Annotated in this window: 26 protein-coding genes and 3 pseudogenes; 9 read left to right on the forward strand and 20 right to left on the reverse strand. The window is 71.0% G+C overall.

The features are described from left to right. Positions 1–48 precede the first annotated feature (48 nt). The 4 genes from ACFXI4_RS24160 to ACFXI4_RS24175 form a co-directional block, all read right to left on the reverse strand. Positions 49–525: a MarR family winged helix-turn-helix transcriptional regulator gene (locus ACFXI4_RS24160; RefSeq protein WP_384994288.1), complete on the reverse strand. Its 477-nt coding sequence runs from the start codon at positions 523–525 to the stop codon at positions 49–51. 215 nt (positions 526–740) lie between these two features. Continuing rightward, positions 741–1,259: a hypothetical protein gene (locus ACFXI4_RS24165; protein WP_384994292.1), complete on the reverse strand. Its 519-nt coding sequence runs from the start codon at positions 1,257–1,259 to the stop codon at positions 741–743. 370 nt (positions 1,260–1,629) lie between these two features. After that, a complete protein-coding gene (locus ACFXI4_RS24170; protein ID WP_384994295.1) occupies positions 1,630–1,896 on the reverse strand; it encodes a hypothetical protein in 267 nt (88 codons plus the stop codon). A gap of 195 nt (positions 1,897–2,091) precedes the next feature. Then, the gene (locus ACFXI4_RS24175; RefSeq protein WP_384994297.1) at positions 2,092–2,508 is read right to left on the reverse strand and encodes a hypothetical protein; all 417 of its coding nucleotides are present in this window, start codon (positions 2,506–2,508) and stop codon (positions 2,092–2,094) included. 742 nt (positions 2,509–3,250) lie between these two features. On the opposite strand from ACFXI4_RS24175, the gene ACFXI4_RS24180 reads away from it, so the two are divergent. Then, complete coding sequence (locus ACFXI4_RS24180; protein WP_384994299.1) at positions 3,251–4,282, forward strand: nitrilase-related carbon-nitrogen hydrolase; 1,032 nt, start codon at positions 3,251–3,253, stop codon at positions 4,280–4,282. Between the two features lie 164 nt (positions 4,283–4,446). Here ACFXI4_RS24180 and ACFXI4_RS24185 read toward each other — a convergent pair whose 3' ends face one another. Together ACFXI4_RS24185 and ACFXI4_RS24190 are read right to left on the reverse strand one after the other, a co-directional pair. Continuing rightward, complete coding sequence (locus ACFXI4_RS24185) at positions 4,447–4,890, reverse strand: hypothetical protein (RefSeq protein ID WP_384994301.1); 444 nt, start codon at positions 4,888–4,890, stop codon at positions 4,447–4,449. Positions 4,891–4,977: 87 nt separating this feature from the next. After that, positions 4,978–5,481: a methylated-DNA--[protein]-cysteine S-methyltransferase gene (locus tag ACFXI4_RS24190; RefSeq protein ID WP_384994304.1), complete on the reverse strand. Its 504-nt coding sequence runs from the start codon at positions 5,479–5,481 to the stop codon at positions 4,978–4,980. Positions 5,482–5,920: 439 nt separating this feature from the next. Here ACFXI4_RS24190 and ACFXI4_RS24195 point away from each other — a divergent pair. After that, positions 5,921–6,976: pseudogene (locus ACFXI4_RS24195) on the forward strand (ketopantoate reductase family protein). 64 nt (positions 6,977–7,040) lie between these two features. On the opposite strand, the gene ACFXI4_RS24200 reads toward ACFXI4_RS24195, so the two are convergent. After that, complete coding sequence (locus tag ACFXI4_RS24200) at positions 7,041–7,709, reverse strand: methyltransferase domain-containing protein (RefSeq protein WP_384994306.1); 669 nt, start codon at positions 7,707–7,709, stop codon at positions 7,041–7,043. Positions 7,710–8,077: 368 nt separating this feature from the next. On the opposite strand from ACFXI4_RS24200, the gene ACFXI4_RS24205 reads away from it, so the two are divergent. Continuing rightward, positions 8,078–8,365 (forward strand): Smr/MutS family protein, encoded by a 288-nt coding sequence (locus tag ACFXI4_RS24205; RefSeq protein ID WP_384994308.1) that lies wholly within the window; start codon positions 8,078–8,080, stop codon positions 8,363–8,365. A gap of 32 nt (positions 8,366–8,397) precedes the next feature. On the opposite strand, the gene ACFXI4_RS24210 is transcribed toward ACFXI4_RS24205, so the two are convergent. Together ACFXI4_RS24210 and ACFXI4_RS24215 are read right to left on the reverse strand one after the other, a co-directional pair. Then, on the reverse strand, positions 8,398–9,474 hold the full coding sequence (locus ACFXI4_RS24210) for a fatty acid desaturase family protein (protein WP_384994311.1): 1,077 nt from the start codon (positions 9,472–9,474) through the stop codon (positions 8,398–8,400). A gap of 381 nt (positions 9,475–9,855) precedes the next feature. Then, the gene (locus ACFXI4_RS24215; RefSeq protein WP_384994314.1) at positions 9,856–10,389 is read right to left on the reverse strand and encodes a GNAT family N-acetyltransferase; all 534 of its coding nucleotides are present in this window, start codon (positions 10,387–10,389) and stop codon (positions 9,856–9,858) included. 104 nt (positions 10,390–10,493) lie between these two features. On the opposite strand from ACFXI4_RS24215, the gene ACFXI4_RS24220 reads away from it, so the two are divergent. Further along, positions 10,494–11,213 (forward strand): SMI1/KNR4 family protein, encoded by a 720-nt coding sequence (locus tag ACFXI4_RS24220; protein ID WP_384994316.1) that lies wholly within the window; start codon positions 10,494–10,496, stop codon positions 11,211–11,213. A 320-nt stretch (positions 11,214–11,533) separates the two neighbouring features. Here ACFXI4_RS24220 and ACFXI4_RS24225 read toward each other — a convergent pair. Beyond that, positions 11,534–12,359, reverse strand: a pseudogene (locus tag ACFXI4_RS24225) (molybdopterin-dependent oxidoreductase); the annotation flags it as partial. 413 nt (positions 12,360–12,772) lie between these two features. Between ACFXI4_RS24225 and ACFXI4_RS24230 the strand changes: the two are divergent. Beyond that, on the forward strand, positions 12,773–13,738 hold the full coding sequence (locus ACFXI4_RS24230) for an LLM class F420-dependent oxidoreductase (protein WP_362720879.1): 966 nt from the start codon (positions 12,773–12,775) through the stop codon (positions 13,736–13,738). A 17-nt stretch (positions 13,739–13,755) separates the two neighbouring features. Next, complete coding sequence (locus ACFXI4_RS24235; RefSeq protein ID WP_384994319.1) at positions 13,756–14,427, forward strand: HAD family hydrolase; 672 nt, start codon at positions 13,756–13,758, stop codon at positions 14,425–14,427. A 106-nt stretch (positions 14,428–14,533) separates the two neighbouring features. Here ACFXI4_RS24235 and ACFXI4_RS24240 read toward each other — a convergent pair whose 3' ends face one another. The 3 genes from ACFXI4_RS24240 to ACFXI4_RS24250 form a co-directional block, all read right to left on the reverse strand. Continuing rightward, positions 14,534–14,962 carry a hypothetical protein gene (locus ACFXI4_RS24240; RefSeq protein WP_384994322.1) on the reverse strand — a complete coding sequence of 143 codons (429 nt, stop codon included), beginning with the start codon at positions 14,960–14,962 and terminating at the stop codon, positions 14,534–14,536. A 136-nt stretch (positions 14,963–15,098) separates the two neighbouring features. Continuing rightward, positions 15,099–15,485: a helix-turn-helix domain-containing protein gene (locus tag ACFXI4_RS24245; RefSeq protein WP_384994324.1), complete on the reverse strand. Its 387-nt coding sequence runs from the start codon at positions 15,483–15,485 to the stop codon at positions 15,099–15,101. Positions 15,486–15,609: 124 nt separating this feature from the next. After that, complete coding sequence (locus tag ACFXI4_RS24250; RefSeq protein ID WP_384994327.1) at positions 15,610–15,936, reverse strand: plasmid stabilization protein; 327 nt, start codon at positions 15,934–15,936, stop codon at positions 15,610–15,612. Positions 15,937–16,102: 166 nt separating this feature from the next. Between ACFXI4_RS24250 and ACFXI4_RS24255 the strand changes: the two genes are divergently transcribed. Then, positions 16,103–16,408, forward strand: coding sequence for a hypothetical protein (locus tag ACFXI4_RS24255; RefSeq protein ID WP_384994330.1), 306 nt, complete (start codon positions 16,103–16,105; stop codon positions 16,406–16,408). Positions 16,409–16,551: 143 nt separating this feature from the next. On the opposite strand, the gene ACFXI4_RS24260 is transcribed toward ACFXI4_RS24255, so the two are convergent. From ACFXI4_RS24260 to ACFXI4_RS24275, 4 genes are all read right to left on the reverse strand, one after another. Beyond that, positions 16,552–18,354: a thiamine pyrophosphate-requiring protein gene (locus ACFXI4_RS24260; protein WP_384994332.1), complete on the reverse strand. Its 1,803-nt coding sequence runs from the start codon at positions 18,352–18,354 to the stop codon at positions 16,552–16,554. A 159-nt stretch (positions 18,355–18,513) separates the two neighbouring features. Next, the gene (locus ACFXI4_RS24265) at positions 18,514–18,639 is read right to left on the reverse strand and encodes a hypothetical protein (protein ID WP_384994335.1); all 126 of its coding nucleotides are present in this window, start codon (positions 18,637–18,639) and stop codon (positions 18,514–18,516) included. A 127-nt stretch (positions 18,640–18,766) separates the two neighbouring features. Then, the gene (locus tag ACFXI4_RS24270; RefSeq protein ID WP_384994409.1) at positions 18,767–19,330 is read right to left on the reverse strand and encodes a cysteine hydrolase family protein; all 564 of its coding nucleotides are present in this window, start codon (positions 19,328–19,330) and stop codon (positions 18,767–18,769) included. 66 nt (positions 19,331–19,396) lie between these two features. After that, entirely contained in the window at positions 19,397–20,353 is a 957-nt protein-coding gene (locus tag ACFXI4_RS24275; RefSeq protein WP_384994337.1) for an LLM class F420-dependent oxidoreductase, read from the reverse strand. Between the two features lie 138 nt (positions 20,354–20,491). On the opposite strand from ACFXI4_RS24275, the gene ACFXI4_RS24280 reads away from it, so the two are divergent. Continuing rightward, on the forward strand, positions 20,492–21,121 hold the full coding sequence (locus ACFXI4_RS24280; protein ID WP_384994340.1) for a diguanylate cyclase: 630 nt from the start codon (positions 20,492–20,494) through the stop codon (positions 21,119–21,121). Positions 21,122–21,860: 739 nt separating this feature from the next. Then, positions 21,861–22,016, forward strand: coding sequence for a DUF6131 family protein (locus tag ACFXI4_RS24285; RefSeq protein WP_384994342.1), 156 nt, complete (start codon positions 21,861–21,863; stop codon positions 22,014–22,016). A 99-nt stretch (positions 22,017–22,115) separates the two neighbouring features. Here ACFXI4_RS24285 and ACFXI4_RS24290 read toward each other — a convergent pair whose 3' ends face one another. The 3 genes and pseudogenes from ACFXI4_RS24290 to ACFXI4_RS24300 all read right to left on the reverse strand — a co-directional run bounded on the left by ACFXI4_RS24290 (position 22,116) and on the right by ACFXI4_RS24300 (position 23,147). Next, complete coding sequence (locus ACFXI4_RS24290) at positions 22,116–22,382, reverse strand: DUF4235 domain-containing protein (protein WP_384994344.1); 267 nt, start codon at positions 22,380–22,382, stop codon at positions 22,116–22,118. Positions 22,383–22,387: 5 nt separating this feature from the next. Further along, positions 22,388–22,780 (reverse strand): DUF3618 domain-containing protein, encoded by a 393-nt coding sequence (locus tag ACFXI4_RS24295; protein WP_384994347.1) that lies wholly within the window; start codon positions 22,778–22,780, stop codon positions 22,388–22,390. Next, a pseudogene (locus tag ACFXI4_RS24300) lies at positions 22,777–23,147 on the reverse strand (phage holin family protein). The gene ACFXI4_RS24295 and the pseudogene ACFXI4_RS24300 overlap by 4 nt, the downstream one beginning before the upstream one ends. Positions 23,148–23,172: the final 25 nt, after the last annotated feature.

The raw sequence follows: 23,172 nt of genomic DNA on the forward strand, positions 1-23,172 counted from the left end.
GTTCAACGGCTTTGTTCGGTGCGGGCGGAGGACGGCGGGTGGCGCGTCTCACTCGGCCCAGGGCGTGAAGCCTGTCTGAAGGACGGCTTGGAGGAAGCCGCGCAGCTGGGCCGCCTCCCCGGGCCCGAAGCGCTCCTCGAACTGGGCCTGCACCTCCTGCCACAGCGGCAGGGCCTGCTTCAGCCGGGAGACACCGTCCGGTGTGATCGTCACGATCCGCGCGCGACGGTCGGTCGCCGACGGTTCGACGGTCAGCAGGCCCTCCCGCGCCAGCGGCTTGAGGTTCGAGGCCATCGTCGTACGGTCCATGGCGATCACGTCGGCGAGGTGGGAGATCGTCATCTCCCCGTGCGCGCTGAGTTTCTGCAGGATGCTGAGCTGTGTCGCGCGAAGACCGACCGAGGTCAGAGCCTTGTCGTAGGTCGCGCTCAGATACCGGGCCGCCTTGCGCAGAGCCAGGTTGTTGCAGGCGTCGGAGGGATCCGTCGGTGGCATGCCCATGATCTCCTCCCGAGTGTTGTCCACTCATCATAAGAGCATATGCGCGCACTGCAAAGTCCGGGCCGGCCCTGACCCGTGGAGTCCCCTGAGCAGCGGCTCGCCGGCGTCGTGCCGGCGCCGGTAGGAGCCGTCGTTGATGTAGTGCGCCCGGTGCGGGCGTTCCAGCGCCTGCCGGAACGCGTCCGTGTCTGCGCCCGGCGGCGCGGCGCAGGCCGTGGTGTCGCGCCGCCGGCGGGTGGTCAGTCGCTGAGGTGGAAGGTGAGGTGGCGCTCCGTGGTGCCCGCGGGTGCGGTGTGGACGTAGCCTCCGGTGCCGCTGTAGGCGCCCGAGCCGCCGGTGACGGCGACGTCGACGGCGGAGCGGGACGGCAGGTGGAGCAGAGCCTGTCCGCTGATCTGTCCCTGGGGCAGGGAGAAGGTGCCGAGGCACTGGAGGGTGTCCGGGCCGATGTGTACGTAGGTGCACACGACGGCGTGGTCGCCGATCTTCTTTCCGTTCCGGTAGAGGTCTTCGGCGATGACGAGCTGGTCGCCGAGGCTGTGCCCCTTCTTCCCTGCGTCTATCGACTGGGACTGCGTCTGTCTGGCGACCAGCTGGAAGGTGCCGGCGCTCTGGTGCGCCTGGTGTACCTGGTGCGCCTGGTGCGCTCGGTGTGCCTGGTGCGTGTCTTCGGCGGCGGCCGACGCCGGCGGGGTGCTGACGAGGACGGCCGCGGCCGCGGCGGCCGGGACGAGGGGACGGAGACTGATCTTGCGCATGGCGCGCTTCCTTACGGGATTGTCGGACGGGTGCCGCCGCTGGCGGCGGTCGGCGGGGAGGCGGGCGGGGCTGTCGCGGTCGGCGGCGAACGAGCCCGCTGCCGGTCCGTTCCGGGCCTGGGCGCGGGGGCTGCTTCACGACACCGAGGTTCGTGCCCGGGAGCCGGCTGTCGGGTACGCGGTTCGGATCGCCCATCAGTCCGCGCGCCTCGGTCTGTGCGTGCGGGTGCCGGTGCGCGCGGGTGCGGCCGAGGTGGCGGTGGCTCGGGCAGGTGATCGCGAACGGGTGGGCGGAGTCCCTGGTGGGACGGTTGACCAGGGGGAAGTGGGCGTTGGTCGCGGTGGCGGCCGAGTCGGCGGTGTCGACGATTCATACGGTCCTGCCGGGGCGCGGGAGGATGGCCTCCGCCGGGTCGGCGCCGCCGGCGCGGTGCGGGACCGTCGGCCGGCCGGTCCGGGCCATGGTCTCCGCGAATCGCGGGTCGCGCGAGGTACCGGGCTTCTTGCTGGAGATGCCGATGCGGTGGGAGCCGTACCGTGCTGTCGCCGCGCTCGCGGAGAGCGTTCCCGTGCCGGTGATGCCGCCGGCCAGGGCCACCGTGACCGCGGCGGCGAACACCGTGTTCTTGAAGGTCATGGGAAGCGGCTCGCTTTCTTGAGATCCGGCCGCGGGTGAGAATGAAAGGAGCATATGCTCGTATATTCGGAACGGTCAAGTGTGGCGATTCGGATGCTCTTGTCCGTGGAGGCGCCGACCGGTGTCACTGACCCGGCTCTTCGCTACGCGGGTGGGCGCTGGTCGTCGACGGGAGATCCGCGGAGGAGGCGACGGTCACTCCGGCGGCGGACCGACGGGCACCTCCACGGAGACCGTCTTGCCGCGGCCGTTGGGGGAGCTGTTCCATGATCCGGACAGGGCCTCGACGATGAGCAGTCCCCGGCCGTGCTCGGCCTGCGTGTTCTCCTCGTCCCGCAGCGCCGCCGACCGCCTGCCGCCCGCCGGGGCAGAACAGCGGGCGTCCGAGGAAGGTCTCGGCCGCGGGTGTCCGCGCGTCCGGCCCGGTCCCGTGGAGATCGCGGCCGGATCGGCGGAGGCACCGCTGTGGCCCAGGACCCACAGGCGGCCCTCGTCGGCCGAGGCCGGCGCCAGGGTCCGGGCCCGGAAGGGGGTCGTGACGCAGTGGCGGGCCGCCGCGAGGGCGTCGTCCTCGGCCATGGCCCGGTTCAGCAGACCGGCGAGCCGCCGCACCGGGTGCATCAGGCTGGTGCCCGCGGAGCCGGCGACGCCCGGCCCCCCCCCGTCCCGGCGTGCGGACGGTGGTGTCGGCGTGGGAGCCGAAGGGCACCGGCATCGGTGTGGCCCCGGCCGTGAGCGCGCCCTCGGACTCGGCGAGCCGGGCGAGGACGCCGGCCAGTTCCTCCCCGATGCGCTGGAGTTCCGTGTGCTCCGCCGGTCGGTAAGTGCCGTAGGTCTCCGGCCTGGGCACGGTCAGGGCGCCGAAGCGCCGGCCCGCGGCGGAGAGCGGGACGGACAGGGCCGCGTACGGGTACGGCGCCACATGCCGCCGACGGGCACCGGCCGGATCGGGATCGGTCGGCACCGGCCGGTTTCCCCGGGACCACTGCTCGTGCCGAGACGTGGGGCGAGTCCAGGGCCACGCGTCCGGGAAGGGTGAACTGGGACGGCGGGCTGCCCCCGGTCGTCGCGATGTCGAGGGCGGCGGCATCCGGGCGCTGATTCCGCTCCGACCCGTCTGCGCCGCGGTGTCCACCGGCTTCACTGCTGGACGCCACGCAAGCAGCTCCTTCCGGGTGGGTGCAGAAGGATTCACGGCCTTGCTCTCATCGGTGGAACGCGGGACCCACGAGACCGCCGTCACCTCGGCACCCGACGGGAAGCCTTGCCGCTCCACCAGGTACGAGCATATGCTCGTATTGTTGCTTCGAGGAGGAAGCCACTCACCCCCCGTCCACACCCAAGGAATCTAGACATGACCGTAAAAGTTGCCGCAGTCCAGATCAGCCCCGTGCTCTACAGCCGCGCAGGCACCGTCGAGCGCGTCGTCAACAAGATCCACGAACTGGGGGAGCGAGGAGTGGAGTTCGCGGTCTTCCCGGAGACCGTGATCCCGTACTACCCGTACTTCGGCTTCGTGAAGGCGCCGTACACCATCCACGAGGACCAGCTTCTGCTGCTCGACGAGTCGGTCGCCGTGCCCTCCGCCGACACCGACGCGATAGGCGAGGCAGCCCGCCAGAACAGCATGGTCGTCTCGATCGGCGTCAACGAGCGCGACGGCGGCACCATCTACAACACCCAGCTCCTGTTCGACGCCGACGGCACGCTCGTCCAGCGCCGCCGCAAGATCACGCCGACCTACCACGAGAAGATGATCTGGGGCCAGGGCGACGCCTCCGGCCTGCGCGCCGTGGACACCGCCGTCGGCCGCATCGGCCAGCTCGCCTGCTGGGAGCACTACCAGCCGCTGGCCCGCTACGCCCTGATCGCCGACGGCGAGCAGATCCACGCCGCGATGTTCCCGGGCGGTCTGGGCGGCGAGAACTTCGCCCCGCAGATGGAGGTCGCCATCAGACAGCACGCGCTGGAGTCGGCGTCCTTCGTGGTCAACGCGACCGCCTGGCTCGACGAGGAGCAGAAGGCCCGGCTCGCCGCGGACACCGGCGCTCCCGTCGCGCTGTTCTCCCAGGGCTTCTTCACCGCCGTCGTCGACCCGGAGGGCCGGATCGTCGGAGAGCCCGTCACGCACGGCGAGGGCGAGGTGATCGCCGACATCGACTTCACGATGATCGACCGGCGCAAGCGCATGGCGGACACGATCGGCCACTACGCCCGCCCCGAGCTCCTCAGCCTGCACATCGACCGCACGCCGACCGCGCCGCTGCACGAGCGCGTCACGCGGACCCAGGCCCAGGCCCCCCGTGTCGAGACGGACCCGTCGACCGACACCCCGGTGAACCGCCGTGTCGTGCGACTGCCGGGAGACGCCGCTGTGAAGTCCTGACCTCGCGCCGCCGGCGGCGCGAGGCCAGGACTTCACCCGGGCCGGCCGGACATGACGCCGGACCGGCGAGACGCGATCCCGCGCCCGGGGCACGGACTCGCGTCTCGTCGGACCGTCCGTGCGAACTGTGGGCGGGGGAGGGGGACTCCGCTGCGGGCCGCCCGTCAGGCGAGCTGTTCCCGGAACCGTGCGGCGGCGCTCGCCTTGGTCGAACTGCTTGTGCCGCCGTCGGTGCTCGCGCCGCGCAGCCCGTGCAGGGTGTCGGGGCCGGCGATCACCCAGTCGGGGGTTTCGGCGGTCAGCCGGGTCGCCGGGCGCAGCCACGAGGCGGCCGTCTCCGGCCAGTCCACGACGGTGAGCACCCGGCTGCCGCGAGCCGCCCACGCGGCCGCGATCGCGAGCGCCGCATTCCGGCAGGCGGCGCGGCCGTGTCCGATCGCCACCGTCTCTATCAGGGACCTCGGCCCGGTCGACAGCCCGACGACTGCGGCGAGTTCGGCTTCGGTGTGCGGCTGGGGTACGGGCAGGTCGCCCGCGTGGGCGGCGAGGTCGGCCGCGCTGATGAGGGGCGAACGGGAGGTGTCATCCCGCTGGGTGAGGGAGTTCACGGCCTGGCGGACGCTTTCGAGGCCGGGGAACCGCTGCTCGGACGCCGTTGTCTCCCGGAGCGCGTACTGGCTTCGCGGGGCGCGGTGTCAGAGGAGGGTCGGCTGCAGGGCGCCCTCGTGGGTGAGGAGGCGTACCTTGCGGTCGACGCCCGCCGCGTAGCCCCTCATCGAGCCGTCCGCACCGATGACACGGTGGCAGGGACGCACCAGCAGCAGCGGGTTCGCGCCGATCGCCGCGCCGAGTGCCTGGATTCGTACACGCTCCAGGCCGAGTCGCTCGGCGAGCGCGCCGTATGTCGTCGTGGTGCCGTACGGGATCTCCTCCAGCGCGCGCCAGACACGCCGCTGGAAGTCCGTGCCGCCGGGGGCGAACGGGATGTCGAACCGGGTGAGTTCGCCCGCGAAGTACGCCTCCACCTGACGGATGATGTCCGCGAACGGCTCCTTGTCCTGGCGCGAGCCGGGCTGGACGGCCGGGACGTTCTTCTGGCCGGGCATGGACAGCGAGGCCAGGGCGAGCCCGTCGCCGGTTTCCTCACCTGTCAGGAGCAGGTCGCCCAGCGGGCTGGTGATCGTCGTGCAGGTGGTCATCGTCGCCTCCATCTCGTCAGCGTTCGTGTCACCTTCGACTCTGCTGTCCGGCGAGCACCGGTGCTGGCGGGATCCGGACGTGACGATGCGGGGGTACGGCGCTGATCGGCAGGCGCATCCGGCGGTGGTGCCACCCCGGACACGGCCAGGTCGGCGACGAACGCGTCAGCCACCGCGACGGGTACCGCGGTATCGCACGCGCGAGTGGCGGCCTGCCCGGGAGGGGCCCGGGAGAGCGCTACGTGCGCAGGAGATGCGCTCCCGGGTGCGACACACGAAGCAGGTGGACACCTGAGCACTCAGGAGGACGTGCTTCGGCGCCGCCGGGATCGGTGACATCGTCCCTCACGAGTCGCGACGACCGTCTCCGTCATACGAGAAAGCGATCACGATGCACACCACTCCCGGAGCCTCCGAGGTCTCCCGCGGCGACCTGGGCATGTCGGACGTGCCGGAATCCGGCGGCACGCGCTACATCATCGTCGCAGGGGGGCGATCGGCGGAACCATCGGGGCGCGCCTGGCCGAGGCCGGGCATGAGGTGGTCCTCGTCGCTCGGGGCGCGCACTACGCCGTGATGAAGGCCGGGGGGGCTGCGCTTCCGGGCTCCGGACGGCGAACGCGTCCATCGACTCCCTGTCGTCGAAGGCCCGGGCGCGCTGGGCGTGTTGCGAACGGACGACGTACTCGTGCTGACGGTCAAGACGCAGGACTGCGAGGCCGCACTGGACACCTGGGGCGCCGCGCCGGTGGCGGGCGGCGGCACTGCTGCGGAGCGGCTGCCTGTGGTGTGCGCGCAGAACGGCGTGGAGAGTCAGCGGATCGCCCTGCGCCGCTTCCGCCGTGTGTACGGCGTGTGCGTCCGGCTGCCCTCCACCTTCGTCGAACCGGGGGTGGTCTCCGCGCCCGGCGCTCCGCTCAGCGGCATTCTGCACCTCGGGCGCTTTCCCCGCGGTGTCGATGACACCGTCCGCCGGATCGCCGCCGATCTGGAGACCGCCCGCTTCGAGGCCCCGGTGGTTGCCGACGTGGCGCGCCGGCAGTACGCCAAGCTGCTCGGCAACCTCGCCAACGCGATCAACGCGTTGAGCTGGCCGATCGCCGGGGAGGAGGCCGGGCGTCTGTACGAACGGGTGCGCGCGGAGGGCGAGTCGGTCCTCAGGACCGCCGGGATCCCCCACGTGAGTGAGCGAGAACAGCAGGAGGCGCGCGGCGACAAGGTGCGTTCGGCAGGAGGGGGCGGTGGGTCCTCCTGGCAGTCCCTCACCCGTGGCACGGGCACGATCGAGGCCGACTGCCTCAATGGTGAGATCGTCCTGTTGGGGCGGATGTACGGCGTGCCGACCCCGCTCAACGAACTGCTGCAACGACTGGCCACCACGTTCGCACGTGAGCGGCGGCCGGCCGGGGCGGTGCCGGAGGCGGAACTCGTGCGACTGGCGCACGAGGCCGAGGCGGCCGTCCGCTCCCCGAGCGGGCTGACCTGGATGAGGTGACCTGTGCACCCGGACCAGATGCCGTGTCCGCCGCAGTATCCGAACTCTCTCGGGCGTCCGGTCCTCAGGCGGGGCGCTGGGCCATGACGACCAGACCCGGCCCGCTGAACTCATTTGCCGGGAGCCGCAGTTCGGCGACGGGACGCAGTCCGGCCTGCTCGATCAGGGCGACGAACCGTTCCGGCCGCCATTTGTGCGTCGTCCAGCGGACGGACACACCTCCGTAGGCCTCCGTGCGCACCACGTCCTCGTCGCCGACGTGCGTTCCGGTGATGAGGTGGCCGCCCGGCTTCAGAGCCCGCGCGAACAGGGCGAAGACCTGAGGAAGGACGTCGCGCGGGAGGTTGAACAGTGACCACCACCCGAGTACGCCGCCGAGGGAGGCTTCTTCGAGGCTGAGTTCGGTGGCGGAGGCGACGCTGAAGCGGCAGTGCGGATACAGACGGCGGGCGTTCTCGATCATGCCGGGCGAGAGATCGACCCCGGAGACGTCGAGTCCGCGTTCGGCGAGGTAGGCGGTCACCGTTCCGGGCCCGCAGCCGACGTCGAGGACGGGCCCGAGCCCGCTCACGGTGTCGGCGAAGGCGTCGACCGATGCCTTCAGCCAGGGATCGCGACGGATGTCGCCCATTCCCGTCGTCGCCACCATCTCGGCGTAGTTGTCGGCCACCCGGTCGTAGGACTCACGGACAACGTCGAGATCGGCCGGCCGGTCAACTTGGTGTGAGCGCATCGGCCAACCATAGGGCGACGAGCCGGCACACCTCGACCCGGGGGACACCGAACCAGGGGCCGACGTCGGCGACGTGGAAGGTGAGGGCCAAGGCACGCGTGCTGATGTCCCCCGTGGTCCATGTCGTCTGAGATGGATGAGGGCGGGGAAGCGTAGAGGATGAAAAGGGGGTGGAGGTGGAATTGTGCGTCGGGTGTCTTTCCCGGGTCGGCCTCGAACGCCGTATTCGGCCGATCACCGCACACGGGACGGCGCCGGGGCGGTCCTTTTCACGACCGCGCTGTCAGGGGTCGTGCCGCTTCAGCCGTCCCGGACCGCGGTGCTCGGACCGTCAGGCTGCCTGCAGCCGCATGACACACTTGGACCGCGTGGTCACAGGCGGCGGCAGCGGGAGGCAGCACGTGCTGACATTGGATCTGCATCCGGTCTTCCGGAACAACCGCGACATCGAACTCTCGCTGCGGCAGATCGTCTTCCAGGCGAAACACACGGGGGAGCCCGTCGTGCAGATCATTCACGGAAAGGGTTCCGGGCAGCTCAGAGGGCGCGTCCTGGCATTCCTCGGCCAGAAGCACATCAGACGTCTGTACGACAGATTGGAAATCGACACGGCCAACACCGGCCGGATCCTGGTCCATTTCGCCCCCCGCTCCTGAACCCCGTTCCGCCGCGGTTCGGCCGCGCTCTGTCAGGACGCCTTTTGCCGCTCTCTGATGGGTGCCCCTACCCGGTGCAGGTGTGCGAGTGCCTCGCGGTAGGACTGCAGCAGCCCCGTCTCGTGGTAGGGCACGCCGATCTCCTGGCAGTACGCGCGTACGACGACCTGGGCCCGCCGCAGATGAGGAGAGGGCATGCTCGGGAACAGATGGTGCTCGATCTGGTAGTTCAGGCCGCCGAGCATCAGGTCGGTGACCCGGCCACCGCGCACGTTCCGGGAGGTGAGGACCTGGCGACGCAGGAAGTCGGGTCGGTCGTCACCGGTGAAGGTGGGCATGCCCTTGTGGTTGGGGGCGAAGGCGCTGCCGAGATAGACACCGAAAAGGCACTGGTGCACGGCGAGGAACGCCACCGCCTTGCCGGGGGAGAGCACCAGGAACAGCGCGGACAGGTAACCCGCCAGGTGCAGGAGGAGCAGGCACCCCTCGAGCCGACGGCTCTTCATGGACGGCGAGAGCAGCGCCCGTACGCTCGACACATGCAGGTTGAAGCCTTCCAGCGTCAGCAGGGGGAAGAACAGGAACGCCTGGTGACCGCCGATGAATCGGGCCAGACCGTTGCTGTTGCGGGCCTGCTCGGTGGACCACACCAGGATGTCCGGAGCGACATCGGGGTCGAGTTCCTCGTGGTTGGGGTTGGCATGGTGACGGGTGTGCTTGTTCATCCACCAGCCGTAGCTCATGCCGATGCCGAGGTTGCCGAAGAGCCGGCCCCAGACAGCGCTCGTGCGCTGCTGCCGGAAGACCTGCCGGTGTGCCAGGTCGTGCGCCACCAGCGCGATCTGGCCGAAGACGAGGGCCATCGAAGCGGCGACCGCCAACTGCCACCAGGTGTCGCCCAGCGCGACGAAGACCGCCCAACCCGCCGCCGTCAGCCCGGTCACCACAGTGAGCCGCACCGTGTAGTAACCCTTGCGCCGCCGCAGCAGACCTGCCTCGCTGATGAGCTGGGACAGCCGCGCGAAGTCGCTGCCGCCGTGGGGGCGTTGTCTGCGGGGACGCACGGCGGCCGAAGCGGTCGCCACCGAGGCGTTGGTGGAAGTCGTCATGCGGTCGAGTCTCGCTACGGCCGTCACACCGCGACAGCCTGTCAGCCCCAGACCCGCTGGGGGGCCGAGCCCCCACCACCCCATGGGGCTGTCCCCACCCCCACACCTGCTGAACTGGTCCTTTCCCGGGCGGTCAGACCGGTTCGCTCACTTGGCGGTGATCACCACCACACTTCCCACGGCCGCCCCGTCGGCTGGACGGGGCGGCCGGTTCACGCGGCACCGGGAAAGCCCGGACCGGCACCGCCGCCACGAGTTGCCCGGGTGGCAATCCGTATTCGGACTTCACCCTGAAGCCGTCTGACGGCTCGCGCAGTATCAATGCGCGGTGCCGCCGTCGAAAGCGGCGGTTCCCCCGCGTCGGTCGACGGCTCGGCGCGCTTACGCCTGGAACTCGGTGAGATCGATGGCGTGGACGCGCAGCGGGTAGCCGTGCACCGGGTGCACCGTCTCTCGCTCCAGGGCCATGCCGAGCTTGCGGATGACGCTCTCGGACGCGTCGTCTCCGGCTCGGATGATGCTGACGACCCGGTCAAGTCCGCGATCCTGGAGGGCGAACTCCAGGGTGGCGTGGGCGGCTTCGGACGCGTACCCCTGCCCCCAGAACGGTGTGCCGAACTGCCAGCTGATCGCCACGGCGGGCAGTACCTCCGGCAGGTACCAGGGCACGGACAGGCCGGTGACGCCGGCCAGCTCACCCGAAGCCAGCAACTCCACGGCGAAGAGCCCGAAGCCTTCCTCGTCCCACTCCTCCTCCCACAGTTCCATGGCTTGTGCCGTGCGGTCGAGGTCGCGTACCGATCCGTCGTCGATCCAGCGCATGACCCGCGGGTCCGCGTTGATGTCCGCCATGGGCGCGAGGTCATCGTCTTGCCAGCGACGGAGCAGGAGGCGGGGTGTACGGATCTCGGTCATGGCGCTCATCCTGCCGAAGGCGACGGGCTCAGCGGTAATCGGTGGTCCTGGGAGTGAAAGGGGTGACGGCGGGATTGTCGCGGGCGGCGGTTAGGGTCTGCGCCATGACACAGATGTTCGATGTTCGCAGGGGCCTGGAGCAGGCGCGCGCGGACCGTGCGGGCGCGTGGCGGTTCGTCCGCGACTTCGCGTGTGCGTGGGTCGAGCCGCTCACCGACGGCGACGGCTTCACCGAGGAGGACCTCGGAGCAGCGGAGAAACGTCTCGGCGTGGGTCTGCCGACCGCCCTCGGCGAGATGTACCGGCTGCTCGGGCGGCGCCAGGACCTGACGAGCAACCACGATCGTCTGCTGCGGCCGGACGAGCTCTGCATCGATGCCCGCGGCGAAGCGCTCGTCTTCCGGGAGGAGAACCAGGGCGCCTGCTCCTGGGGTGTACTGCTCGGGGATGTGGGCCGGGCCGATCCGGGAGTTCATGTGCTGCTGGACCTCGCCGACCGGCAGGCACAGCGGTGGGAGCCGTTCATGGAACGCGTGTCGTGGATGGCCGTCGAGATGGTACTCGCGGAGTCCCTGCACGCGCCGCAGCACCTGAGCGACTTCCTCTACGAGCCCGACCCCGAAACCCCGCGGATCATCGAAGAGAGCTGCGAGCAGCTGCCGTTTCCGGTCTATGCGGCCGGAGGTTACGAGGGCACCCGCTGGTTCCTCGGCGCGGACGCGCTGCTGCGGGACGAGGAGGGCTGCGTGCTTGCGCGGGCTCGGACCGAGGAAGCACTGGAAGCGGTCCGGACCCTGCTCCCGGGGGACTGGCTCGACGAGTAGTCACCGCGTGTCGTGTGTGGCGGGGGCCGGCTGGTGACCTTCCCCGGATGCCGCGGTGGCCGCGCGCTGGGGTGCGACCGTGTACTGCGGGTCCTCGGCCGAGGCGACTCCGGCCGCGAAGATGCCGAAGAGCGGGTGCAGGCCGAGCCCGCGAGGGCGGCCGCCGGGCGGCTGCGGTGGCCGAACACCAGAGCGGTGGCCGCGCCGGTCGCGGTGAGCAGACGGGCGGTGCGCAGCAGGGTTCCGGCGCGGCCCTGGCGGTTCCGCGACCATGCCGAGCCGGCGCGTGCGGGTGCCGAGTCGGGCACCGGGCCGAGGAGCAGGACCGCGCCGAGGAACGCGATGTCACTGCCGGCCCGGATCGGCACGTGCAGGTCGGCCAGCGCGCTGGTGCGGGTGAAGCGCGGGTCGACACGGATGATCCGGGCGCCGCGCGCCTTCGCCTCCATCACCCACTGGAAGCCGACCGGATGGGCCTCGGGGAGGTTGGAGCCCTGGATGACGATGCGGTCGGCGTGCTGGAGGTTCTGCATGAAGGTGGTGGCACCGCCCCGCCCGAAGGAGGTACCGAGCCCGGCGGCCGTGGAGCTGTGGCAGACCCGGCCTGGTTCTCCACCTGGACCACACCGAGGCCGGTCAGCAGCTTCTTGATTCAGCAGCTTCTTGATGAGGTAGTTCTCCTCGGCGATGCCGAGGGTACGCGCGGTGCGCATCCCCTCGGACTCCCACTCCCAGGTAAGGCGCCGCGTCTCGATCACCCGGTCGGCCACCATGTCCATGGAGGTCTCCAGGTCGAGCGGCTCCCAGTCGGTGGCGTAGGGCCGCCGGTACAGCACCTCGTGGCGACGGGCCGGTCCTGTGGTAGCTGGAGTGTGGCCGACCCCTTGGGGCACAGGCGCCCGCGGCTGATCGGCGAGTCCGGATCGCCCCCGATCTGCACGACGGCGTCGTCCTTGACGTAGGCCTGCTGCCCGCAGCCCACCGCGCAGTGGGGGCACATCGACGCACGACCCGGTCGGCGGTCTTCGTGCGTGGTTCGAGGTGTCCGGTGCGCGGCGGCATGGCGGCGCGGCCCCGGCCCAGCGGGTCGGATCCGGTGAGCTGACGGAACGCGGGCCAGTCACTGATCCAGGTGCGCACACCCAGGGTGCGTCCTTTCGGCGGCCGGAACGCCCGGCAGCGATGGTGGGTGTCATGTCCGGACTGGCCCACCGGGATGGATACCGCGCGCGGGCCGCCCGGCCCTCTTCCCGTCGGGCAGGGCCCTGCTCGCAGGGCCGTACCTCTCTGCTCCGCGGTTCTCGGGATCCTTCGGGTGCCGGTCACCCACGTTGCTGTCCCTCTCGCGCCCGGGCGCCGTTGCGGCCTCGGGTACCCGTCGGAGGGATGCCCGAGCAAGACGGTCGGCGGCCGCCCTTCGCCCCGCCGGGGCAGTAGCACAGACCTCGCCGAACGCGCGCACGGTGTCGAGCGTCGCCGTCGCCGGACGGGGTACCCGGGTCCGACACCGGCCCTGGCGAGGACACCCCTACGAGAACCCCTACGAGGAGATGAGCGGCATGGTGCGGATCGGATACACGATGATGACCGAGCAGGCGGGCCCGCGGCAGCTGGTCGGCCATGTGGTGGGCGCCGAACGGGCCGGGTTCGACTTCTCCGTCACGTCCGACCACTACTTTCCCTGGCTGGAGTCACAGGGGCACGCCTCCTACGCGTGGAGTGTGCTGGGTGCCGCCGCGCAGGCCACCGAGCGCATTCCCCTGATGACGTACGTGACGTGCCCGACGACCCGGTATCACCCGGCGGTCGTCGCCCAGAAGGCCGCCACGATGCAGCTTCTCTCCCAGGGTCGGTTCCGGCTGGGGCTCGGCTCCGGGGAGAACCTCAACGAGCACGTGACGGGCGGCGGCTGGCCCGCCGCTCACGTCCGGCTGGAGAAACTGGAGGAGGCCGTGGAGATCATCCGCGCGCTCTTGGCGGGGGAGAACGTCAACCACCACGGCGCCCATTTCGACGTGGAGAACGCCACGTTGTGGGACCTGCCCGACGCGCCTCCGCCGATAGGCGTCGCCGTCTCCGGCGACCGTTCCTGCGAACTCGCCGGTCATCTGGCCGATCTGCTGATCGCCACGGAGCCCCGCCCGGAGTTGATCTCCGCTTTCGACCGGCACGGCGGCGCCGGCAAGGCCAAGGTCGGTCAGCTGCCGATCTGCTACGACACCGACCGCGACGCGGCGGTCGCCCGCGCCCATGAGCAGTTCCGCTGGTTCGGCGGCGGCTGGCCGGTCAACTCCGAACTGCCCGGACCCGCCGCCTTCGAGGCGGCCACCCAGTTCGTACGGCCCGGGGACGTGGCCGACTCCATTCCCTGCGGCGACGACGTGCAGGCGGTCGTCGAGGCCGTCCGTCCCTATGCCGAGGCAGGGTTCACCGAGGTCGCGCTCGTCCAGATCGGCGGCGACCATCAGGAGCCGTACCTGGAATGGGCCGAGCACAAGCTGCTGCCCGCACTCCGGGCACTGTGACGGGGCGGGCGTCCGAGATGAGCACGCAACGCGCCGCGATCTTCGACATCGACGGAACACTCGTCGACACCAATCACCTGCACGTGGTCACCTGGTGGGAGGCGTTCCGGCAGGCGGGCCATCACGTTCCCATGCGGGAGATCCACCGGGCCGTGGGCCTCAGCGGCGGCGACCTGCTGGAGCACCTGCTCGGCGACGACCGCGATCCCGACGAGGACGGGCAGCTCAGCGCGGCGCACCACACCCTGTACGCCACGTACTTCGAGCGGCTGCCCGTACTCGACTCGGCGGGCGACCTGTTGCGGGCGCTGGCGGGACGGGGCTGGGAGATCGTCCTGGCGACCTCGGCGAGCGGCGCGGAACTCGCCGCGTTGCGGAGCGCGATCGACGCGGACGACGTCATCCTCGGGTTCACCAGCGCGGACGACGTCTCCGAGGGCAAGCCCGCCCCCGATCCCGTCCAGCAGGCCAGGGAGATCGCCGGCGTGCCGAGCGAACGCGCGCTGTTCGTCGGCGACAGTGTCTGGGACATGAAGGCGGCCGCGAGGGACGCGGTGACCGCGGTGGGGGTGCTGTCCGGCGGGATCCCGCGCGCGGACCTGGAGGCTGCCGGTGCCCACGCCGTGTACCGGGATCCGGCCGACCTCCTTGCCCACCTGGACACCAGCGTCTTCGCCGACAAGGAGTGACGGCCGCGGGAACGGACGGTCAGCCGGCGCTCGGTACGGAGTCGCCGCCGGTGTCCCTCCGAAGCGGTGCGGTGGAGTTCGTTGTGGGCGCGTGCCGCCCGGTCGTTCAGCGCGCTGCCCGCGGAGCGCAGGCGTTCCCCGGTCGTGCGCGGGGCGGCCGGTTCGACGTCGACACCCGACGCGGCCCCGGCTCGTCCGCCGCGGTCGGCAGCAGCGCGGTCGCCGCATGGCTGAGCCGGGTGGTGAGCGCCGGGGCGAGACCGTGGGCCTTGTCGGCCACGCGGGGGGCCGGGGTGAGGACCAGACGGAGGACGCGGTGCTGGACGGCGGTGACGATGCGACCGGCTGCCCGGCGCGCGTCCATCGAGATCAGCGGAGTGCCCGCGAGAGCGGAGAACCAGGCGAACTCGCGTCGCTCGTCACGGCGCGGCAGTTCGTCGGCGATGAGGAGACCCAGACCGCGGGAGCCGCCGGTGACGACGGCGGACAGTCCGTGAAGGGATCCGGACGCACGGCGGAGCGATGGTGTCGGCACGAAGGTGTCTCCCTCTTCGAGGAGCGAGTCGGGCGACCCCGGTCGGAACCTGGCCTGCCTGGTGCGAGTGGTATCCGCGCGGAGCGCCCTCAGTCGCCGGCGTCGGGCCCGCCGCCGTTCCTTCGGACGCCCCGCATCAGTTGCGCAGGGTGTCGGCGGGGCTGGTGCCGTGGGCGTCCCGGTAGAGGGCGGCGAAGCGGCCGGGGTGGGCGAATCCCCAGCGGGCGGCGACGGTGGCGCCGCTGCCGGACCCGGCCGCGAGGAGGTCGCGGTGCGCCTGGGCCAGGCGCACCCGGCGCAGGCAGGCCATCGGCGTGGTGTCGAGATGCCTGCGGAAGGCGTATTGCAGGGTGCGGATCGTGACGTGGACGGCGGCCGCCATGTCGGCGACGGTGATCGGCTGGTCGGCGTGGTCGTCGATGTAGGCGATGGCCCGTCTCAGCGTGGCGGGGTGGGCGTCGCCGCGATCCTGTGCCGTGGGGTCGGTCCGGGCGGTGTTGGGGAAGGCCGGCGGTCGCGTCACGGAGGCCGGCATTCTGCCCGGAGGACCGGCCGGCCGCCAGGCTCCTCGCCGCCGGGCGCGGGGGAGCCACGGCGCTGCGGACGCGGGACGCCGTGACTCCCCCAGGTCGCGTGAGAACGCCTGCTCACCGCCCGAGGGCGTTCTGCAACTGCTTCTTCGTCATCGACGAGCGGCCCTCGATGTTGCGCTTCTTGGCCTCCTCGTACAGCTGGTCCCTGGTGGGTCCCTCCGCGCCGCTGTGGGAGCGCTGACCGCCGCGCTGGTACGCCGACTTCGGGTCGCGGGTGGAGGTCTTGCTCGCGGTCTTCGACTCGCCCGACCTGGCCCGCTCCTTGTTGACCGTGCGTGCCGCGATCTCCTCGGCCCGCTTCGTCGACTCACCGCGCTCCTCGGCACTGTCCTTGATGTGTTCGTACTGGCGCTCGCGCTTGGCGTTCGATCCAGCCGGCATGGCATCTCACCTTGGCTTCCGTGGGTCTCGTACAGGTCTGTCCGTCGCCCGACGAGTTCCCCGCAGGGCAGGACGGAAGCACCACAGTCCACCTGTTTCCGTTCGCTCTGGTCCGCCGGTATCGGTTCCGGGGCGCGGGGTGGGCGGGGCGACGAGGATGAGCGTGGTGGACGCCGGATCGAACACCGTTCGTCCGGTGGCCGCCGAGTCGCGGGACGGCGTACCCCCGCCGGTGCACACCGCGCAATGGAAGCTGCGTCTTTCCCAGCAGGTCGCGGCGGTCGGCCGGCTCGGCGAGACTGCCACCGAGGAACTGGTCAAGGCGCTGGACGCGGCCGGCCGCGACGGCCCGGTTGGGGTGCCCCGGATCCGCCGGTATTCCCCACCGCCGTCGTACGCGCCGTGCACCGTGCGGTGCGCAACGCCGGACTGGTCGTGGGCGACCTGCGCGGCCGCTGCCGGAGCGGAGTGATCGAGGCCGGTGACGTTTCCGCAGCGGACGGTGACCAGGACGAGGGCGGTGCTGTCCCAGGTCGGGGTGGCGTCCGCCGCGGGCGCGTTCGTCGGAACGGTCTGGACCGAGGTCTGCACCTGCTCGACGACCGGCCGGTCGGTTCACCGTCGCCCGGTCTCGTGCCGGTGCGGCAGGAACTCCTGCACCTTGGCCTTGAAGCCCTGCCGGACCATGGCGAGCCGGTCGCTGTCGCCCTTGAGGACGGCGGAGGCCGCGGCCTCGATCTGGCCGAGGGTGGCGTGCGGCGGGATCGGCGGTACGGCGGGATCGGTGACGAAGTCGAGGACACACGGCCGGTCGGCGGCGAGCGCGGCCTCCCAGGCGCCGGCCACTCCGTCGGATTCCTCGATCCGCAGGCCGTCCAGACCCAGTGAGCGGGCGAAGTCGGCGTAGCGGACGTCGGGGAGGGACTGCGAGGGCAGGAACTGCGGGGCGCCCTCCATCGCGCGCATCTCCCAGGTCACCTGGTTGAGGTCCCGGTTGTTGAGGACGGCCACGATCAGCCGCGGGTCCTCCCACTCCTGCCAGTACTTGGCGATGGTGATGAGCTCGGCCATGCCGTTCATCTGCATCGCGCCATCCCCGACCAGGGCGATCGCGGGCCGGTCGCCGTGCGCGAACTTGGCGCCGATGGCGTACGGCACGCCCGGCCCCATGGTGGCGAGCGTCCCCGACAGCGAACCGCGCATCCCCTCACGTAGCTTCAGGTGCCGGGCGTACCAGTTGGCCGCCGAACCCGAGTCGGCGGAGAGGATGACGTTGTCGGGGAGCAGCCCGTTGAGGGCGTGGGTGACGTACTCCGGGTTGATGGGATCGGCGTCGACCGCGGCCCGCCGCTGCATGACCTCCCACCAGTCCTTGACGTTGTTCTCGATCTTCGTGCGCCAGGAGGGGTCCTCCATCTGGTCCAGCAGGGGCAGCAGCCGGCGCAGCGTCCGGGCCGCGTCGCCGACCAGGTTGACCTCGAAGGGGTAGCGCAGTCCGACCATGTGCGGGTCGATGTCCACCTGCACGGCACGCGCCTTGCCGAACTCGGGGAGGAACTGCGTGTAGGGGAAGGAGGATCCGATCACCAGCAGGGTGTCGCACTCACGCATCAGCTCGTAGGACGGCCGGGTGCCCAGCAGTCCGATCGAGCCGGTGACGTACGGCAGGTCGTCGTCGAGGGCGTCCTTGCCCAGCAGTGCCTTGGCGATCCCGGCGCCGAGCCGGTCCGCGACCTGGCGCACCTCCGCCCGGGCACCGCGCGCTCCTTGTCCGATCAGGATGGCCGTCTTGCCGCCCGAGTTGAGCACGTCCGCGGCCCGCCGCAGATCGTCGTCGTCCGGGACCGTCGTGTAGTGCGGCATGCCGAGGCTGGAGGGCACCATCTTGAAGGCGTGCCCGGGCGGCGAGTAGTCGAGTTCCTGGACGTCGGCCGGGATGATCACGGCAGTCGGCGCACGGCGGGCCATGGCGGTGCGCAGCGCCCGGTCCAGCACGTTCGGAAGCTGTTCGGGGACGGTGACCATCTCGCAGAAGTCCGAGGCGACGTCCTTGTAGAGGCTCAGCAGGTCGACCTCCTGCTGATAGGAGCCGCCCATGGCGCTGCGGTTGGTCTGCCCGACGATGGCGACCACCGGGACGTGGTCGAGCTTGGCGTCGTAGAGGCCGTTGAGGAGATGGATGGCGCCGGGCCCGGAGGTGGCGGCGCAGACGCCGACACGGCCGGAGAACTTGGCGTAGCCGACGGCCTCGAACGCGGACATCTCCTCGTGGCGGGACTGGACGAACCGGGGTTTGTCGCCGGCCCGTCCCCAGGCGGCGAGCAGGCCGTTGATGCCGTCACCCGGGTAGGCGAAGACATACTCCACGTCCCACTCGCGCAACCGTTGGAGGAGATGGTCGGAGACCTTCGTCGACATGGCCGAGAACCTTTCGTGGAAGGGGATGCACGTCATACGCGGCGCAGCCGACGCACCGCCGCCAGAGCGGCTGTGGCCGTGAGGGCGCCGACGGCGCGGTGGCCGCCCAACGGGCGGGGTCGGAAGCGGCGGCCTGTCGGACGCCCGACTCGCCGGTTTTCATGAACACTTCGTGGTGGCCGCGTTCGAACCGGAGATGCCGGCCAGACGGCAGCAGCCCTCGTCGGGGACATGCGCGTCGATGCGGACGCGGTCCATGAGCGCACGGTCGGCCTCGAACTCCATGATCGTGTGCTGGTGGCAGCGCGGTCGGGAGACGGACGTGACGGTCTGGCGGCATCGAAGCGGACCCCGGCGCCGGTGCCGGCCCGCAGGGCCGCCACCAGGTCGCCGAGGGCGGGGACGCCTGGGCTCATGGGCGGTCTCCGGTCTCGTGAGGGTCCCTGTCGGGTACCGCCTGCCGGGTACCCAGGAAATCCACTTCACGCGCCGCCGTGACGCGGGCGCCCATGTTGCGTTCCATCATCTCCAGCGCGGCTTCACCGAGCCTGGGATGGATGGAGGCCACGGCGTCGCGGGGTACCGTGACATCGAGGTGCCGGATGTGCGCGTCCAGGGCGGAGTACAGGACGCACTGCTCGGTCACCTGGCCGCACAGCACCAGATGACCGACGCCGAGCCGCCACAGCAGGTACGCCATGGGCGTCTCGTAGAAGACGGAATGGCGGGCCTTCACCACGAACAGTGAGTCGTCGTCGGGCAGCACCGGCTCCACCAGGGCGGCGTGCGGCAGAGCCAGCGCCTTGTCGAGCAGCTCGCCGTGGTGGGAGCGCCACAGCCCGAAGTTGTCGTTCCCGTAGATGACGGGCACGTCCGCCTTCCGGGCCTCGCCGATCAGGTCCGCGACGGCCTGGACGATCCGGCCGACGGCGGGCACGAGCAGCTCGGCGTCCTCGTGGTCGTACGTGTTGATCATGTCGATGACGACGAGTGCGGTGCCCTCGGCCTCGGGGGAGCCGTCCACCGCGGTCACCACCCTCACTCAGCCGCGCAGCGCGGGCAGGACCTTGGCGCGGTAGAAGTCGAAGAAGCCCTGCTGGTCCTTGCCGATCTGGTTGACGTACACCGTGTCGAACCCGGCCTCGGCGAACTCCGACAGCGCCTTCACATGGGCGTCGGGATCGTCGCCGCACGGTACGGACCCGGCGACCCGGTCCTCGGTGACCAGCTCGGACGCCTGCTCGAAGTGACGGGGGGTCGGCAGCACCTGCGGGAGTTCGTCGGGCAACTGCTCGTTGGCCCACAGCCGGTGCGCGGTACGGACCGCATCCCGCTCGTCGGCGCCCCAGCACACCTTCAGCCCGCCGTACACCGGGTTCGCACCGCCGCCACCGCGCCGGAACCGCTCCACCACCGACGCGTCCGGCATCATCGTGATCAGCCCGTCGCCGATCCGCGCGGCGACCTCGGCGGCCTGCGGGCCGAAGGCGGAGACGTCGATCGGGACCGGCTCGTCGGGCACCGTGTACAGGCGGGCGTTCTCCACCGTGTAGTGCTTGCCGTGATGGCTGATCTGCTCGCCGGTGAACAGCCGCCGGATGATCTGCAGTGCCTCCTCGAGCATCTCCAGACGCACCGGCGCCTCGGGCCAGACGGTGCCGAGGATGTGCTCGTTGAGCGCTTCCCCCGTGCCCACGCCCAGCCGGAAGCGGCCGTCCAGCTGGACCGCGCAGGTGGCGGCCGCCTGGGCGATCACCGCGGGGTGGGTACGCACCAGCGGGCAGGTCACGGCCGTCTCCACGGGCAGCGAGACCGCCTGCGAGAGGGCGCCGATCACGGACCACACGAACGGGCTCTGGCCCTGGGCGTCGTTCCACGGGTGGTAGTGGTCGGAGATCCACAGCGCGTCGAATCCGGCCTGCTCCGCCATTCGCGCCTGCTCGACGAGTTCCGCCGGGCCGTGCTCCTCGCACGAGAGGAAGTATCCGAAGCGCGCCATGGTGCCTCCTGAACCGCGTGTGGGGCTGGAACGACCGCCGAGTACCCGATGGCCGCCAGGTTGTGCACGGCGTGTCGCACTGATCAGGTGAGGTACCGGGGACCGAATTCCCCGATCGACGACTTCAGGGAGGTTTCCATGGCTCTGCGTGTGCTCCCCCGGAAAGCCTGGCGGAACTGGCGGCACCCCGCCGACCAGCGGATTTCACTCCACTCGACCGACGTGGAGGACGCGAGCCGGCGATTGCTCCTGTACGGCGTGCTGCCTCTGTGGGTGGTGCCGGGCCTCGCGGACTGGTGGATGCACCGGCGGACCCGGATCGAGCACACCAGCGGCACCAAGGAGTCCGCGGTCCACGCCCTGATGATGACCGAGGCCGGGGTGCCCGTGCTCATGGGCCTGCTGGCCAGGGTCAACCCGCTCGCCCTCACCGTGATGGGCGGCGCCGCCCTCGCCCACGGAGCCACGGCCGTGTACGACGTGACACTTGCCGTCCGCGAGCGCGAGGTCCGCCCGATCGAGCAGCACATCCACAGCTTCCTCGAGGTCCTGCCGCTCACGGCGTTGGCGTTCACCGCCTGCCTCCACTCCGACCAGGTACGCAGGACCCTGCGGGGCGCCCACGCTCCCCAGGACTGGCGGCTGTTGCCCAAGGAACACCCGCTGCCGGCCCCGTACCTCGCGGCGCTGGCCGGGATCATCGCCGCGGGAGTCGCCGTGCCGTACGCAGAGGAGCTGCGGCGCTGCGTGCGAGCCGCACGGGGCTGAGGGAACGTCGGCAGCTCCGGGGGTCCGCCCCGGCGGCGATCGGGCTTGTCGGCTCCGGCTCCCTTCTTCTTCAGCGCGGACGGCTGGGGTGCGGGCAGGCGTGCCGGCGCCGCAGCTTCTGGGCGCACCCCGCTTCGCCGGAGTCGCCGCCCTCGGTCTGGTCGAGGCCGGGCATGCGATGCCGAGATGGGGGTACCCGAATGTGGCAAGGCTCGTATCCGGATGCGTCGTCACCGGGGCGGAGCCCGTCGTGGAACTGCGTTCCGCGACCCGGCAGGCGAGGGGAGACCCCACCACCGTCCCCCGTGACCAGCGCGGCCGGCTCGGCCGACCCTTTCCATGTCGTCGTAGGCATACGACAACGCACCGATTGACCGAAGAACCAGCAGCACCGGAGTCACACCATGACGCCGAAACGCGTAGTGAACCGCAGTTCGCCGGGCCCCGCCGGGCCGGTGCCACTCCGCGGTGGCCTGCTGATTCTCCGCGCCGGGCTCGACAGCCACCGGGGTCGGTCGACTGCCCCTGGCGACACCCGGCGCCGTCCCCGGCGCCCCGTGCGCACCCCTTCGAACCGACCGCCGGGCCACCGGCTCCTCACGCAAGCCCACCGAGGCCCGTCCGCGAGCCGCCGGCCGCCACGCCCACCGCACGGAACACGAGGAGACCCCGTGTACCCACCCCCTTACGGTCTCCCGCTGTTCGCGGGGCGCCGGCACCACACCCCAAAGGAGAGACCATGATCATCCTGGGCATCATCCTGCTCGTCATCGGCTTCGTCACCGGGATATCCATCCTGTGGACCATCGGTATCATTCTGGCGGTCGTCGGAGCCGCCCTGTGGCTGCTCGGCGGGATGGGACACGCCGTCGCAGGCCGACGCCACTACTGGTAATCGCCTCGCGCGGTCCGCGCACCGGCCCCCCCGATGGCGAGGGCGGCCGGTGCGCGAGCACGTCCGGACGTGTGCGGGGCGGCACGGCTCCTGGGGCGATCAGCCGGGCCAGGTGCCGGTCAGGCCACGGACGCCGGTGGCCCCGGCGCGGTCGACGGCCGCTTTCACCAGCCCGAAGACCGCGCCCTGGAGCGCGGCGGCGAACAGCACCTCGCGCCAGGACCGGTACTCGTCGGTGGCGTCCGGGGCGTCCTCGTCGTGACCGAGCACCTTCCACGTCTGCTTGAACAGCGCTGTCGCGGCCAGGCCGCCGACCATGCCGAGAGCCATCCCCACCGGTTTGTAGGTGATCTTCGACGCCTTCACCCGGCTCAGCCCTTCGTCCGGCGGCGGACCGCCCACACCACGAGAGCCGCGCCCGCCACCGTCCACAGCAGCCTGCGGTTGTCCTGTGCCAGCCGGGTCCCCTGCGCGGCTTTGTGCGTGACGGGGTCGGGCAGCCGGTCCTTGGTCTGGTGCGCGATGCCGGCGGCCTTGGCCTTGACCTGGTCGGCTGTGGCCGCGGCCTGTTCCTTCACGGCTCGGGCCCTGATCACGGTCTGCTCCTTGACCTCGGCGCCCTTCTGCCGGGCGCGCGCCTTGACGTCGGTCTTCTCCGCGAGGGCCTGCACCGTCTCTCCGAGTTCGGTGCGGGTCTGCTCGACCTGCTCACGCAGTTCCTCGGGAGTCGCGGCGGTGGGTTCGTCGTGGGGCGGCTGGGTCATCGGTGCACACTCTCCTTGATCGTGGCCACATCGGCCTTCACGTTCTCGACGGTCTGCTCGGGCGTGGGGGGTGCCGCCTGTCCGACCTGCTTCCGTCCGCTCCTGGCCAGCACCGCGGCGATCACGCCGAGCACCGCCGTGACGATCAGTGCGGCCGCCCGGACCGGCAGTACCGTCGCCAGCGCGGCGATGACGGTTACCACCAGCGCCTGGAGTGTCAGGAAGCCGATGACACCGGCGCCGCCGAACAGGCCGCCGCCCTTGCCGTAGTGCTTGCCCTTCTCCTTGATCTCCGCCTGTGCCAGCCTCAGTCGCCGCGCATCAGCTCGGTCAGGTGCTGCGAGGCCCGTTGCACCAGTTCGCTCACCGGCTCCTGGCCGGCGTGCTGCGTG

The organism is Streptomyces sp. NPDC059224 (assembly GCF_042754285.1).
In the GTDB taxonomy this organism is placed as follows: Bacteria; Actinomycetota; Actinomycetes; order Streptomycetales; family Streptomycetaceae; genus Streptomyces.